The following is a 15093-nucleotide window of genomic DNA, read 5'->3' on the forward strand; positions in this document are numbered from 1 at the left end:
ATAAAAGTTGTTTTAGGTTTTCAAATCAGCACTTAACATATTAGAAATTTTCTCTCCCCCTACTTCCTTAGAGAAATCATACAGGGAAATACCTTCTTCCACATAGAAATTTGCACTTGCTCCAAACTTTAACAACAGGCTAACCATTTCAAAGTCTTTTAAGTAAACGGCATATGTTAATGGGCGATAATAATTATTTATAGTACTCTTGTTTACATTAGCACCATTAACCAAAAGGCGGCTTACCTTATTTATATCACCGCTCTCTATTGCTAATAATAATGCCGTTTTTCCGTCATCAAGTTCATGATCTATATCTTTCCCTAAATCAATTATCTTAGGAATTATTTTTGATGCTTGATCACTATCAGCAAGTTCAAAAAATAGGTGGCCGTCTGAATCAGCAGCAGCCTCCGCCCGTCTTAAATTTGATTCTGCTTGTTTTCGGTTAAAATTATTGTCTAGCTGATGTACCCACTTCATATAATACGAAACAGCCAGAACTGGACTATTCACTTTACAGCCGGCTTTTTTAGCTTTAATAGAACTATCTATTGCCCCATCATACCATTGCATATAATGAAGCCTTAGCTTTGCCTGCTTCTGTAAAAAACATTTCTCAGAATGAATCTTTTCAGAAGAAAATGAGTACAAATTATCAGCTTTTTTTAATTCACCTTCAGAAATTAAGAACTCAAATAATTTGCTATCTCTTAGAATCCAATAAATTGGTCTCTGATTACGAGATACATCTGAAGACTTATCAATTGCCATCAAATATTGATTAATAGATTTAGTTTTTTCGCCTTGCATTTCATAGTTCAAACCCCAATTTGCATACAACCATAAATTGTCAGTTCCAAGTTTTTCAGCAAGGATATATTCATCATTTGCAGCCGAATATTTTCCCTGATGTGTATATACATATCCCAATAGGACATGAGTATCAGCAAACTCAGGTTCAAGATCATTAGCAATAAGAATTAATTTTTCAGCTTTTTTTATACCAGCTGGCCAGTTTGTTTTCATATGAAATCTAGCCAACTCTAAGTACGCCTTATAGTACTCTGAATTCAAACTTAATAATTCATCCAAAATTGCTTTAGCTCTATATATGTTATCCCTATAACCTGTATTAATTAAATTATAGGCTTCCTTATACATTCTATCTTCGACTTCATTATCGTTTGGAACGTCAAAATTAAGAATTCGAGAAAGACTATCTACACTTAAATTATTTTGCTTTAGAGAGGTTAATTCTTCAGTTTTAATTAAGTTTTCGTCTGATATATGCTCGCCAGACCCTATATAAACTTCCCCAGCTTTCACCTCAGTATTTTTCACTTTAATTAAAGGTGTACCGTTTGTAGATATCGCAAAAACTCTACTTATGTTTTTAATCGTATTGACATCTAAAAATCGGCTTAATGTTAAATTATTTTTAGAGAAATTATATGCAGGCCTAAATGTATAAAGTTTTTCAATTGGAAAACCATTAAGCAACAAATTATCTATTAAACTTTCAGAATATGAAAGATTTCTATTTATATTTAATTTTTCCACGCCTGCATATTCTAACTTATTGACAATTCTAGATTTTAGGATTTTGTCAGCATATTCTGGGCCAGGCCACGTAATCTGTAGAGGAACAATTTCCTTCAAAAAAGTTTCCTCTTGACTATATATATGCAATTCGATTTGAGAGGTTTTTATAGCAGAAAATTTATTTCTTTTTCGCTGTATATACAACTTTAATCTATTAAACCCTGAACTAACTCTACGAGGCGCATATCCCCAAGTTATTTCAGAGATTTCGTAACCTAAATTTGCATGCCCTATATTTTCACTTACCCATATATCCAGAGTAATTTCTGCTTCAAAATAATCTACCCTTGCTAGGGATACATCAAGTACTTTAGTTCTATCATCAGAAAAATCATTGGCTGAAATATTTACAGAAAATGAAAAAAAATAAAGAACAGAAAGAATAATATATAACTTCCTTTTCATAAATGTACCTATAGCTTCCGCGATTAAAATCTATGCAGGGTTTAATTATAAAAAGAGTTTTTATTAATAGGTAGGATAAAGGATAGTGATGATAACTATGTCACAAAAAATGTGGCTCAAAGGCTAATCACACTTTAGCTAATGCTTAGAATAATAAAGAGAGAGCCCTCTCTCTTTATTATTTAATTAAATATAGACCAAGTGATTAAGATTCTATCTCTTTTGAAGCACTGAAATCAGCTACACCGGCTTCTTTTAACAAAGAATCGACTAGTGGCGCCATAGCCCGATGTTTTAGAGCACTACCCACTAGAGCCTCAGGCAAGCTTTGCCCTTTGGATTCAGCCTCGCCATCTAAAATGCCGCTGCTTGCTCTACCATCAACACCATTTAAGCCTTCAACAGAAATAATTTTCATGCCCTCAATACTCTCCATCGGCTTAACGCTTTCTCGGATAATATTGGGCAGATTTTCGTGCAAGCTGAGCACCTTCTTAAGAGCAATTTGGGCTTCATTGAGGCTGTTATAGGCTTCATTCATCAGGCGCTGACCCTCAGCGTCCACTGCATATTTTTCACGATCAGCTTCAACTTTAATACGAATAGCCTCAGCTTCAGCTGCAGCCTGCAAGCGCAATGCTTCGGCCTTATCTTCAGCAGCCGCTTTCTCCGCATCGGCCATTACTTTAATACCCGTGGCCTGACGTTCCGCTACTTTTTGAGCTTCAATAATTTCAATGCGCTTATCACGCTCTGCAACTTCAACATCCTTGGCAGTGCGGACTTGTTCTTCTGCTTTTACGGCTTCAGCCCGGGCCACGTTTGCTTGTTGGTCAGCAAGGGATTGCTCTTTTGATTTCTCTGCAACGGCAATGGCACGTTCCTGTTCAGCAATTTCTACCGACTTCTCTTTGGAAATACGCTGTTCATCGAGGATTCGATCTCCCTCGATTTCCTGCTCTTTCAAACGGCGCTCTTTTTCAATCTCCAGTAACTTGGTCGCCTGTTCAGCGGCGATCTGGGATTGGCTCACTTCGCGCTGTGCTTCAATTTCAGCCTTGCGTGCTGCACGTTCCTGCTCAGCTAGTTCACGGGCAATATCCGCCTTCTGGGCAGCTTCGCGGTTTTCAAGCTCGCGTTGTTGCTCCAGACGCGCGTAGCGTTTTTCTTTTTCAATTTCTAATTTCTGGCGTTCAGCTTCGAGATTTTTCTTCTCGATCTGTACCATGGTTTCCTGCTCTACATCATTGACCTCTTTACGGCGCACCTCAATAGAGCGGGTCATACTGGCGAGGCCCTCGGCATCAAACACATTATCCTGATTGAAGAATTCTTTATGGGTTTGATCCAAACCGGTCAAAGATACAGCCTCGAGTTCCAATCCATTTTTTAATAGATCTTCGGAAACTACCTGCTGAACTTTTTGTACAAACTGGCTGCGCTGCTCGTGTAGCTCCGCCATTTCCATTTCCGCAGCTACCGAGCGCAATGCATCAACAAATTTACCCTCGATCATTTCCTTTAACGCTTCGGGGTCTAAAGTACGCAGCCCCAAAGTCTGTGCAGCATTAGCTATCGCATCTACATCCGGCTTTACTCGCAGATAAAATTCAGCAAGTACATCAACACGCATGCGGTCCTTGGTAATCAGCGCTTGATGCTCTTTACGGGAAACCGCCAGACGCAAAGTGTTCATGTTTACCGGGATAATTTCATGCAAAACCGGAAATACAGGTGCGCCACCATTCATAATAACCTTTTGCCCGCCCATACCGGTCCGTACAAATGAGCGCTCTTTCGAGGCTCTGGTATATAGGCGTGCAAATATAGCCCCGATAACAATCAAGGCCACTAATATGGTACCGCCAATAAATAATAAAAACGAAAAATTTCCTATCACTGCTAGTTTCTCCATTTAGTTATTCTCTATAAGATGTATACTGCTGGGGCGAGTTACTCGAAAATGTGCTCCCAGCTCTTCAACCAGTAACACCTTATCCCCCTGATTAAATGTTTCACTTTCATCCGGTTCCACCATTACATAGTGTGTGGTTCCGTATTCATCACTAAAACGCGCTTCTGCTGGTGAACCGATTTCTGCTTTACCGATCGTAATAATCGCTACACGGCCAATAAAGGAATTTCTCTCAACTGCCTCGGATTCATCACCCACAGCAAAGCGCCGCATAATATTGCCAACAAAACGTACCTGAGGTAGCGCAAGAAAAAAGACTGCCACAGCAAGTAAACCGCCCGGCAATAAATACCCAACAAGAGACTCTATGAGCATTTGGGCTACTAGGCCCGTCACTCCAAAGCTAACCAGAAAAGTTACTAACAGTATAAGTGCAGGAACTTCACCGAAACGCAACCACCCAAGCAGCTTAGTCATCCCCCCAGACAACCCTGTATCTGGCACGTCAACATCAAAATCTGGTAATAAATTATCCAGTAAATCTGAAATACCAACACCAATCAATGTCATGATGCCTTCAAGAAGCGCTATCATAAACATTAAAATCAGCGCACCGGTAAAGATCAGGTTTTGGTCTTGCAATAAAAATATCATCAGCCCCCCGATTTAATCTTGGCTAAACGTTCTTTCACACGATTATTTCGCGCGAACTCCTCAAGTTCTGCTAATTTGCTGGCATCTATCCCAGAGTCAAATGTCGATATAGCTGTATTACCTACTGCTCGATTAAATGCATCGGTAGCTTGTTCTACCTGGGCTTTTGGCTTTCTATCCCTGCCATATTCATCCGCAGTAACTCTACTACTTACCTTTTTATTGACTGCAATAAAATCTTGTAACTGCTCACGCATTTCACGTTTCTTACCTTGCAGGGCAAGAATATAGGAACCTAGTTCCTTTATTTCTATCTCATTTTCATTGATCGCTTTTTCTAAAATTGGAAGTTGCGCCTCAATATCCATTTGTTTGGCAATGGCGACTTCAGCCAAATCATCACGACCTTCATTTATAGCAATATCAATTTGTTCAGCTAAACGCTTATGACGAGCATTTTCATCGCTTAACGCTCTACTGTTTAGATACTTGGATGCCTCCACCTTCCCTAGCTGATCTCGCACATCTGCAATTGCATCATCCACCTCCCGAATTGCCTGCTCCATCACTGACTCTGGTGCAGCGGCTTCAACCGAGTCCACGACGGCATTGGCGGACACAGAGATTAAACGTGATATGCGCTTTATAAACCCTTCACTCATAACTTATCTCCTGCTCCCAAATAGAAAAATCCACCTTATTATTGGTTACAAACTTCAAATGATGTCGAAACAGTGTCCAATCTCTCACCAAAGATACTGTTTATGCTTTCCTGCTATGACGGCAAGACAATTTTTCCGCAAAGTATTACGAGTCTGCAGCAGAGTTTTTATAAGTAGCGCAATAGGATTGGAATCAATACTAAATTATATCAATGCCGTATTCTCTACGAGCAATTCCAATATCATTCAAATTAGTAAACTGCGATGACTTTTTCCCAAACAATAAGTCATTAATGGAAGGAACGCTTCTACACAGGAAAGTTATGACCGGGCAGATTTTTTTGCTCTGCCGAACCTCTCTCTACAGCAACCAATTTACGCATTTTTTACTTTGTGTGACAGCGCTACTGTGATCGATCGACACCATGGTAGGCATAGTCATCCGCCGGTAAACACGCCGAAATTTACTGGAGTTCATTGAGCATGACGTTCCTTTGCCTCACATGCATATAAATGTACACATACCAATAGAGTAGGTCAATCAATAGGAGGTAAAATGAGTGGATGACAAGTTTTTAAACGTGGGTCGCTTGCTTTTATGCTTTGCTTAAGTAGCAGCTATTAGCGCTGTAAAACTGAACATTGTGGTTGGTATACAATTCAAAAATCAATTACACGCTATAACAGCAGGCAAATAGTGACATAAAATCAACGCCAACTTATGGTTTTGAAAATATGAACGCGCCCGGCTCTAATTCATCCTTTAAGTGCTTGGGAAATCCTATTCTCAATGTCGATAGCTATAAAACTAGTCATTATCTGCAGTACCCCCCAGGAACATCACATATTAGTAGTTATGTAGAGTGTCGTGGCGGTGAATTTGCGTCGACGGTATTCTTTGGCTTGCAGGCGTTTATCAAGCAATACCTAAGCACCCCCATCAGTTTTCATCAAATTAATGAAGCTGAAAATATTTTAAAACCCCATGGACTGCCATTTAACCGTGATGGATGGAATCATATTTTAAACGACCACAATGGTTTAATGCCCCTTGAAATTACAGCGATAGAAGAAGGACAAGTTATTCCAGTAACCAATGTTTTAGCTCAGGTTGTTAATACCTGCCCCTCCTGCTTTTGGCTCACCACTTATATTGAAACTGCACTTTTACGGAGTATCTGGTATCCATCAACCGTAGCTACCCAGAGCCGCGAAATAAAGAAAATTATCTCACAGTATTTATTTGAAACAGCGGAAAATCTGGATACGCTGGAATTTCGTTTACATGATTTCGGGGCTCGGGGAGCCAGCAGTCTCGAAACAGCCATGCTGGGAGGCATGGCTCACTTAGTTAATTTTAAGGGGACTGATACGATATCCGGAATATTAGCCGCAAAAAGATTTTACAACGCCGCTGTACCTGGAGCTTCCATTCCCGCCGCTGAACACAGCACAATTATCGCTTGGGGACAGCAGCATGAGGAAGATGCTTACCGTAATATACTTGAGCAATTTTCTGGGGAAGGAAAAACTGTGGCTGTTGTCAGCGATAGCTACGATTTGTGGAATGCTATAGAGAATATCTGGGGGAAAAAATTAAAGGATAAAGTTACTCAAAGTGGCGGCACATTAGTAATAAGGCCTGACTCCGGCAACCCAGAGAAAGTCGTGATAGAAGCAATAGAAAGGTTGATGCGAATATTTGGCTCGCAGAAGAATAAAAAAGGGTATCGATTACTACCCCCCTTTATTCGAGTTATACAAGGAGATGGTATCACCCGCTTTGTAATCCCGAAAATTCTCCAAGCAATGAAAGAAAACAATCAAAGCACAGAAAATCTGACCTTTGGTATGGGTGGAGGATTACTACAAAAAGTTGACCGCGATATGATGGGGTTTGCAATGAAGGCCAGCGCTATCTGTATCAATGGCAGTTGGTACGATATTTTTAAGAATCCGAGAACCGGGCCCGAGAAAAGGTCCAAGGGTGGCCGCCTTGCCTTGATTCGCGGCGATGATGGTGCACTTCGAACTATTGCACAGAGCGATCTAAAATCAGAAGCTAACCTGCTGAGGCCGGTTTACCGCAACGGTATTCTGCTTAAGGACATTACTTTCGACAAAGTTCGAAGAAATGCTGCCCTCTGATTCCCGTTCCACCCTCACAACGTCTTACCCCTACGAAACTTCACTTTACCGAGCGAGTACTTTACAACTTTAGGTTGGTCCTGTTAGTTGTGCGTATCCAAAGTCTGACCTCCGTGCACACAAGGCCTCCAGCGTCAGTCGTAATAACAATAAGTACCCGAGAGAGTGCTCGTGCTCTCGTGGGGTAAAGGTAGCCAATGGAAAGAAGAAAATTCCTCAAGATCGCCGGCGTCGGCTCCAGTGGTATTTTGTTGCCTCTACAGGGCATTCAGGTCAGCGCGGAGCAGCTGCTCAATGAGGGCATGCACAGCTCCCATAAAAGACACCTGGCTGATGTAGTCCTGAATACCGCGCGCAAAGCCGGGGCCAGTTATACCGATGTGCGTATCGGCCGCTATCTGAACCAGTACGTTATGACCCGCGAAACCAACGTGGAGAATATCGTCAACACAGAATCCCTTGGCGCTGGTATTCGTGTGATCGCCAATGGTACCTGGGGCTTCGCCGCCACCAACGACCTTACAGCGGATGGCGTCGCCCTTGCCGCGCGCCAAGCAGTTGCCGTAGCTAAGGCCAATGCCAAGTACCAAACCGAGCCCGTGCGTTTGGCACCGGTAAAAGGCGTGGGCGAGGTTTCCTGGCAGACACCTATCGAACAAAATGCCCTGCAGGTCCCCATCAGTGAAAAAGTCGATTTCCTGATGGATGTTAACAATGGGGCACTCAAAGCTGGGGCCAGCTATATCCGCTCTTCCCTGTATTTGGTGAATGAGCAAAAGTACTTTGCTTCTAGCGACGGCTCCTATATTGACCAGGATGTCCATCGCCTATGGGCACCTATGCAGGTGACCGCTGTTGATAAGCAGAGCGGTGCTTTCAAGACTCGCAACGGTCTCAGTGACCCAGTGGGGAGAGGCTATGAATACCTGGCCGGTCACGACAAAGACAAGATTCGCGGTCAGACCACGCTCTACAAAGCTTCCTATGATATGGCCGAGGATGCAGTGCTCGCAGCCGAGCAAGCCCAAGCCAAGCTGTCAGCCAAGTCCATCGATCCGGGCAAGTACGATTTGGTACTGGAACCCTCACATCTGTGCCTGACCATCCACGAATCTGTGGGCCATCCTCTTGAGCTGGACCGCGTGCTGGGTTACGAGGCCAACTATGCGGGAACTTCCTTCGCCACCCTGGATAAGTGGCGCAGCGGTAAATTCCAGTACGGCAGCGATAAGGTCACCCTGTTTGCCGACAAGGTGCAACCGGGCTCCCTCGGTGCCGTCGCCTATGACGACGAGGGGGTAAAAACCAAGCGTTGGGACTTGGTAAAAGATGGCATCCTGGTGAACTACCAGGCTACCCGCGATCAGGTGCATATGATCGACCAAAAGGAATCCCACGGTTGTAGCTATGGCGATAGCTGGTCCAGTGTGCAGTTCCAGCGCATGCCCAATGTCTCTTTGGCGCCAAGCGAAAAAGAATACTCGGCAAAATCCATGATCCGCGATGTGGAAAAAGGCATTTACATTGTCGGACGCGGCTCTTATTCCATCGATCAGCAGCGCTACAACTTCCAATTCGGCGGGCAGCTGTTCTACGAGATCAAAAACGGCGAGATCGTCGGCCAGGTTGAGGACGTCGCCTACCAGTCCAATACCCAGGAATTCTGGAATTCCTGCTCGGCGATTTGCGACAGCAGCGATTACCGCTTGGGCGGAACCTTCTTCGATGGCAAGGGCCAGCCGAGCCAGGTGAGTGCAGTCTCCCACGGCTGTTCCACCACTCGTTTTGACCAAATTAATGTAATCAATACCAAGCGCAAGATTTCCTGAGCGGCGCACAAGAATAAGTAATTGGAGAAAAGGCAATGGCCATTCTGAGTAGAAGTGAAGCGAAGCGTATTCTCGACAAGGTTTTAAAATACAGCCGCGCTGATGAAGCCAGCGCGCAGCTGGCCGGCAGCGAAACCGGCAATATTCGCTACGCGCGCAACAGCGTTTCCACCAGTGGTATCGTCAATGATATCGAGCTGGCCGTAGAAGCCCGTTTCGGCAAGAAATCCGGTGTGGCCACTATCAATGAATTCAGTGATGCCTCCCTGGAAAAAGTGATGCGTCGCGCCGAAGAGTTGGCCAAGCTATCTCCGGAAAACCCGGAAGCCATGCCGATGCTGGGACCGCAGAAATATGTCAGCGTAGACGGCTTCGCCAAGTCCACTGCAGATATCACTCCAGACCAGCGCGCCAAGGCGGCGGCAGATTCCATTATTGCAGCCAAGGAAAAGAAAGTGGTTGCCGCAGGTTACCTGGAAGACCAGCGCTCTTTTGCTGCAGTCGCCACCAGTAAACGCTTGTTCGGCTACCACGCTTCTACCTCTGCCAATTTCACTGTAACTATGCGCACCGAGAATGGCCTGGGTTCTGGTTGGGCCGAAAGTGACGTTACCGATTTCGGTGCAATGAATACCGGCAGCACCTCCTCTGTCGCTATCGACAAGGCGGTCCTGTCCCAGGAAGCCCGTGCCCTGGAACCGGGCAAGTACACCGTGATCCTGGAGCCCAATGCGGTGTCCGGCCTGGTGGGTTACATGATGAGCGGCTTCGATGCGCGCAGTGCCGACGAAGGCCGCAGCTTTATGAGCAAGAAGGGCGGCGGCAACCGGACCGGCGAGAAGATGTTCGACAAGCGCGTAAATTTCTACTCCGACCCCACCAGTCTCGATGTGCCGGCTCAACCCTGGACCGACGGTGACTTTATGCAGCTGGGACGCACCGAATGGGTGAAAGACGGCGTAGTGAAAAACCTGGCGCGCAGCCGCTACTGGGCCGAGCAAAGCAAAGGCGAAGTGGTCCCCGAACCCAACAACCTGATTATGATCGGCGGCGATAAAACCACCGAAGAACTGATCAAAAATACCCGCCGCGGTATTTTGGTATCCCGCACCTGGTATATCCGTATGGTCGATCCACAGTCCATGCTGCTCACCGGCCTCACCCGCGACGGCACCTTCTATATCGAAAACGGCAAGATCAAATACCCGGTGAAGAACTTCCGCTTCAACGAGAGCCCGGTAATCATGCTCAACAATATCGAAGATATGGGCGTCCCCCAGCGAGTGGGTATGTGGGGCATGTCCGCCATGATTCCCGCGTTGAAAGTGCGCGACTTCACCTTCAGCAGCCTTTCCGACGCCGTATAACAGCCAGCACCCATCGAGGATAACGAAATGGAAAGAAGAAAATTTCTCCAGCTCAGCGGTGCCGGCCTGGGTGTTTCCATGTTGCCGCTGTCCGGCAATCTGGTCGCCGAGAGCAAACTGACACAAAGCGGTATTGATCTCTCTGTAAAAAAAGAATTTGCCGATGTCGCCCTGAATACCGCCACTAAACTCGGCGCCACTTATGCCGATGTGCGTATTGGTCGCTACCTGAACCAATACGTGATCACCCGCGAGATGAAAGTGCAGGACGTGGTGAACACCGAATCTATCGGCATGGGGATTCGGGTTATTGCCAACGGCACCTGGGGCTTTGCTGCCACCAATGACCTGACAGCCGATGGCGTCGCTCGCGCCACCCGCCAGGCAGTAGCTACCGCCAAGGCCAACTCCAAGTACCAGCAGGAGCCAGTACAGCTGGCTCCGGTAAAAGGCCACGGCGAGGTGAGCTGGCAGACACCGATCCAGAAAAACGCTATGCAGATCCCCCTGGCCGACAAGGTGGACCTGTTAATGGACGTGAACAAGTCCGCTATGGATGCCGGCGCCAGTTATATCAATTCCATGTTGTACCTGGTGAATGAACAAAAGTATTTTGCCTCTACCGACGGCTCCTATATCGACCAGGATGTCCACCGTTTGTGGGCGCCCTTCTCGGTCACCGCAGTGGACAAGAAAACTGGCGGCTTCCGTACCCGCCAGGGCCTCAGCCAGCCGGTAGGACGCGGCTTTGAATACCTGGATGGCCGCGCCGAAGACAAGATCCAAGCGCAGACAGTGCTCTACCGCGACTCCTACGATATGGCCGAAGACGCACGCCTGGCGGCGCAACAAGCCAAGGAAAAGCTCACGGCTAAATCGGTCAAACCGGGCAAGTACGACCTGGTGCTGGACCCAAGCCACCTCTGGCTCACCATCCACGAATCCGTCGGCCACCCACTGGAGCTGGACCGCGTGCTCGGCTACGAGGCCAATTTTGCCGGTACCTCTTTCGCCACTATCGATAAATGGCGCAGCGGCAAATTCCAATACGGCAGCGACAAGGTCAACCTGTTTGCCGATAAGGTACAGCCCGGCTCTCTCGGCGCCGTCGGCTACGACGATGAAGGCGTGAAGACCCGCAACTGGGATCTGGTAAAAGACGGTGTGCTGGTGAACTACCAGGCCACCCGCGACCAGGTACATATGCTGGGGCAAAAGAAATCCCACGGCTGCTGCTACGCCGACAGCTGGTCCAGCGTGCAATTCCAGCGCATGTCCAACGTTTCGCTGGCGCCCGGCAAGGAGGAGCTGAGCGTCGACGATATGATCAAGGATGTGGAGAAAGGCATTTATATTGTGGGTGCCGGTTCCTTCTCCATCGACCAGCAGCGCTACAACTTCCAGTTTGGTGGACAGCTGTTCTACGAGATTGAAGACGGCAAGATTACCGGCATGGTGGAGGACGTCGCTTACCAGTCCAACACCCAGGAATTCTGGAATGCCTGTTCGCAGGTCTGCGACAAAGATGATTACCGCCTGGGTGGTTCCTTCTTTGACGGTAAGGGACAGCCGATGCAAACCAGTGCGGTATCCCACGGTAGTTCCACTGCACGCTTCGACGGTATCAATGTGATTAACACCAAGCGCAAGCTGGGCTAACCATTGATCCAGGCGGGAGCTGGCCAGCAAACCAGTCAGCTCCCAGCATTGAAAATAAATGGGTAGAAGGAAAGAAGGTGCTCCGTTCGAGACCGTTTGAGGCATGGATGCCGATTACGAGCGTACAGGGATGTATTTACAGCATGTCTCGAACGGAGCACCTTCTTTCCTTTGCTCTCAACAATAAAAACCAACGCAGTAACAGAGTTATCCCGTGTCCCTCACCCGCAAGGCTTTTCTCCAGCGCCTGATCCTGGGTAGCTGCGCCGCAGCGCTGCCGCTGGGCACACGCGCACAAAATACCGCACCGGGTAGTGCGCAGGAGCACTACGATTTTTATTTCACCCGCTTGATGTACGAGTCCGGTGACTGGGATGTGGATCAGCGCATGCCTTCCAACCTGCTCAATTCACTGGTGGAATACACCAATCTCAGGGTTGATCCCAAAGAGCACATAGTGCCGCTGGCCGATAAGAAAATGCTGCTGGCGCCTTTCTGCTACCTGGCCGGACACAAGCTGGTGCAATTCACCACGGAAGAGGCAAAGAATTTTCGCGATTACGTCAATCGCGGTGGCTTTGTATTTGTCGACGACTGCAACCACGATATCGACGGTCTCTTTGCCAAATCCTTCGAAGCACAAATGGCCGAGCTGTTTGGCGAAGACTGCCTGCAAAAGCTCCCAGACGATCACGACCTCTACCGCTGTTTCTTTCAATTCGATGAATTGCCGGTAACCAGCTTTGAATTAAATGGCTGGGGTGATGATCTGGTACATGACTACCTGAAAGCCATTATTGTTAACGGCCGTATCGCCGTGCTCTACAGCAACAAAGATTTCGGCTGCGAATGGGACTACGACTACCGCAACAAACGCTGGCTCGCCATCGATAACACAAAATTTGCGGTGAACATTGTTATTTACGCACTGACGAGCTGATTATGCTGACCACCCTGGAAAATAGTATCGAAGAACAACTGCACAGCCTCGACAATCTTCAACAGGAAATTGCGCGGGTGATTGTCGGCCAAAAACCCGTAGTGGAACAGATGCTGATCTGTCTGTTGGCCGGCGGCCACGCCCTACTCGAAGGGGTGCCGGGGCTGGGTAAAACCCTGCTGGTAAAAACTCTCGCCGATGCCAGTGCGCTGGATTTTAAGCGGGTGCAGTTCACCCCGGATTTAATGCCCGGAGATATTCTCGGCAGTGAGATCCTCGAAGAGGATCACAGCACCGGCAAGCGCTTTTTTAAATTCCAGCAGGGCCCGGTTTTCACCAATATCCTGCTCGCCGATGAAATTAACCGCACACCGCCGAAAACCCAGGCAGCCCTATTGGAGTCCATGCAGGAAGGCTCGGTAACCGTGGGCGGTAAAACACTGAAATTGCCCGATCCCTATTTCGTACTGGCCACACAAAACCCCATCGAGCAGGCGGGCACCTATCCCCTGCCGGAAGCTCAGCTGGACCGCTTCCTGTTAAATATTCATATCGACTATCCCGATGAGCGGGATGAAGTTGAAATCCTGCGCTCCACCACCGGTGCCAGCAGGGTCAAACCCAGTCCCAGCCTGGATGCGGAGCAACTGCGCGAAATGCAGCAACTGGTGCGGGAAATTCATGTCAGCGACGATTTGTACCGCTACGTGGCGGCACTGGTGCGCGCTACCCGTATGGAAACCAGCGGCAGCGATACCCTGCAACAGTGGATCAAGTGGGGCGCCGGCCCCCGCGCGGGGCAGGCTCTGATTCTCGCCGCCAAGGCACGGGCCCTTTTGCAACGACGCCTCGCCGTCACCCGCGAGGATATCCGCAGCTTGTTACTGCCGGTACTGCGCCACCGGGTGCTGCTCAGCTTCCAGGCACAGGCCGATGGCGTGCAGATGCCACAGCTGATTGAAGAATTACTGGCAGCGGTGCCGGAACCGGGCCGGGACTGATCAGCGTGGAATACCTGTCCCCCAAAACCCTGGCCAGCTGTCGCGATCTGGTATGGCTATCGCGGCATATTGCCGAGGGCGTGATGCTCGGTGTGCAACACAGCCAGCGCCGTGGCACCGGCTTGGAATTTCACCAATACCGAGGCTATCAAGCGGGTGATTCCATCCGCCATATCGACTGGAAACTGTTTGCACGCAGTGATCGCTACTATGTGCGCGAGACCGAGCAGGAGAGCCGTATGCACGTGTGCTTTGTGCTCGATAGCAGCGCCTCCCTGGGCCAGACGAGCTTTGTCGAGCCCAGTCTGAATAAACTGCATTACGCCAAGTGCTGGATTGCCAGCCTATGCTGGCTGCTCAACGCCCAGGGAGACAGCTTTTCCCTATTGGCGTTTAACAGTAGCAGAACGGTTTATGTGCCCGAAGGCCAGGGCGAGAGCCACCAGCGTCAAATCGCTCTTCAGCTACAACAACTCGACGCCAGCGGCCACTGGCCAGATCACACTCAACTGGCGCCGCTGTGGCAATACTTTGAGCGGCCCTGTCAGGTGGTGTTACTGAGTGATTTTTTTGAACAGGGTAATGAGATCGGCGATTTTGCCGCACGCCTGCATGCCGCCGGCCGCCCCTGCCTGCCACTGCAATTGTTAATTGAGGCAGAACAGACTTTTCCTTTTGGCGGAGAGCTAAAGCTGCTCAATCCAGAAGTAAGCGCCGGTACGCCCGCAACTTTAGAAGTAGACGCCGAGCGGCAACGCCAGTCTTACCTGGATGCTTTTGCTCAAGCACAGAGGGAGTTAAAAGCACGCTTTGCCGCACAGGAGTGTTCACTACAGACCGACCTTATCGAGCAGCCTGTGGAAAAGTCACTTCGGCAATTTATTCAGCTGCACGGCAGGTTGTGCTGA

11 protein-coding genes are annotated in these 15093 nt (G+C 48.0%); 7 read left to right on the top strand and 4 right to left on the bottom strand.

All coding sequences use genetic code 11. The features are described 5' to 3' along the window. Positions 1 to 12: 12 nt before the first annotated feature. From ACJJIZ_RS01995 to ACJJIZ_RS02010, 4 genes are all read right to left on the bottom strand, one after another. The gene (locus ACJJIZ_RS01995) at positions 13 to 2010 is read right to left on the bottom strand and encodes an ankyrin repeat domain-containing protein (RefSeq protein ID WP_444915064.1); all 1998 of its coding nucleotides are present in this window, start codon (positions 2008 to 2010) and stop codon (positions 13 to 15) included. 205 nt (positions 2011 to 2215) lie between these two features. Beyond that, on the bottom strand, positions 2216 to 3925 hold the full coding sequence (locus tag ACJJIZ_RS02000; RefSeq protein WP_444915065.1) for a flotillin family protein: 1710 nt from the start codon (positions 3923 to 3925) through the stop codon (positions 2216 to 2218). Continuing rightward, positions 3926 to 4579, bottom strand: coding sequence for a YqiJ family protein (locus tag ACJJIZ_RS02005; protein WP_444915066.1), 654 nt, complete (start codon positions 4577 to 4579; stop codon positions 3926 to 3928). It lies immediately after the preceding gene. Then, on the bottom strand, positions 4579 to 5241 hold the full coding sequence (locus ACJJIZ_RS02010; protein ID WP_444915067.1) for a PspA/IM30 family protein: 663 nt from the start codon (positions 5239 to 5241) through the stop codon (positions 4579 to 4581). The genes ACJJIZ_RS02005 and ACJJIZ_RS02010 overlap by 1 nt, the downstream gene beginning before the upstream one ends. Before the next feature lie 735 nt (positions 5242 to 5976). Here ACJJIZ_RS02010 and ACJJIZ_RS02015 point away from each other — a divergent pair. The 7 genes from ACJJIZ_RS02015 (at position 5977) to ACJJIZ_RS02045 (ending at position 15093) form a co-directional block, all read left to right on the top strand. Further along, positions 5977 to 7389, top strand: coding sequence for a nicotinate phosphoribosyltransferase (locus ACJJIZ_RS02015; protein ID WP_444915068.1), 1413 nt, complete (start codon positions 5977 to 5979; stop codon positions 7387 to 7389). 197 nt (positions 7390 to 7586) lie between these two features. Next, entirely contained in the window at positions 7587 to 9218 is a 1632-nt protein-coding gene (locus ACJJIZ_RS02020) for a TldD/PmbA family protein (RefSeq protein WP_444892495.1), read from the top strand. 35 nt (positions 9219 to 9253) lie between these two features. Beyond that, on the top strand, positions 9254 to 10585 hold the full coding sequence (locus ACJJIZ_RS02025; protein WP_444895545.1) for a TldD/PmbA family protein: 1332 nt from the start codon (positions 9254 to 9256) through the stop codon (positions 10583 to 10585). Positions 10586 to 10612: 27 nt separating this feature from the next. Further along, positions 10613 to 12244, top strand: coding sequence for a TldD/PmbA family protein (locus tag ACJJIZ_RS02030; RefSeq protein WP_444915069.1), 1632 nt, complete (start codon positions 10613 to 10615; stop codon positions 12242 to 12244). A 214-nt stretch (positions 12245 to 12458) separates the two neighbouring features. Next, a complete protein-coding gene (locus ACJJIZ_RS02035; RefSeq protein WP_444915070.1) occupies positions 12459 to 13184 on the top strand; it encodes a DUF4159 domain-containing protein in 726 nt (241 codons plus the stop codon). Between the two features lie 2 nt (positions 13185 to 13186). After that, on the top strand, positions 13187 to 14185 hold the full coding sequence (locus ACJJIZ_RS02040) for an AAA family ATPase (protein ID WP_444915071.1): 999 nt from the start codon (positions 13187 to 13189) through the stop codon (positions 14183 to 14185). Between the two features lie 5 nt (positions 14186 to 14190). Beyond that, positions 14191 to 15093 carry a DUF58 domain-containing protein gene (locus tag ACJJIZ_RS02045; RefSeq protein WP_444915072.1) on the top strand — a complete coding sequence of 301 codons (903 nt, stop codon included), beginning with the start codon at positions 14191 to 14193 and terminating at the stop codon, positions 15091 to 15093.

This window comes from Microbulbifer maximicatervae (SeqCode) (genome assembly GCF_052467225.1).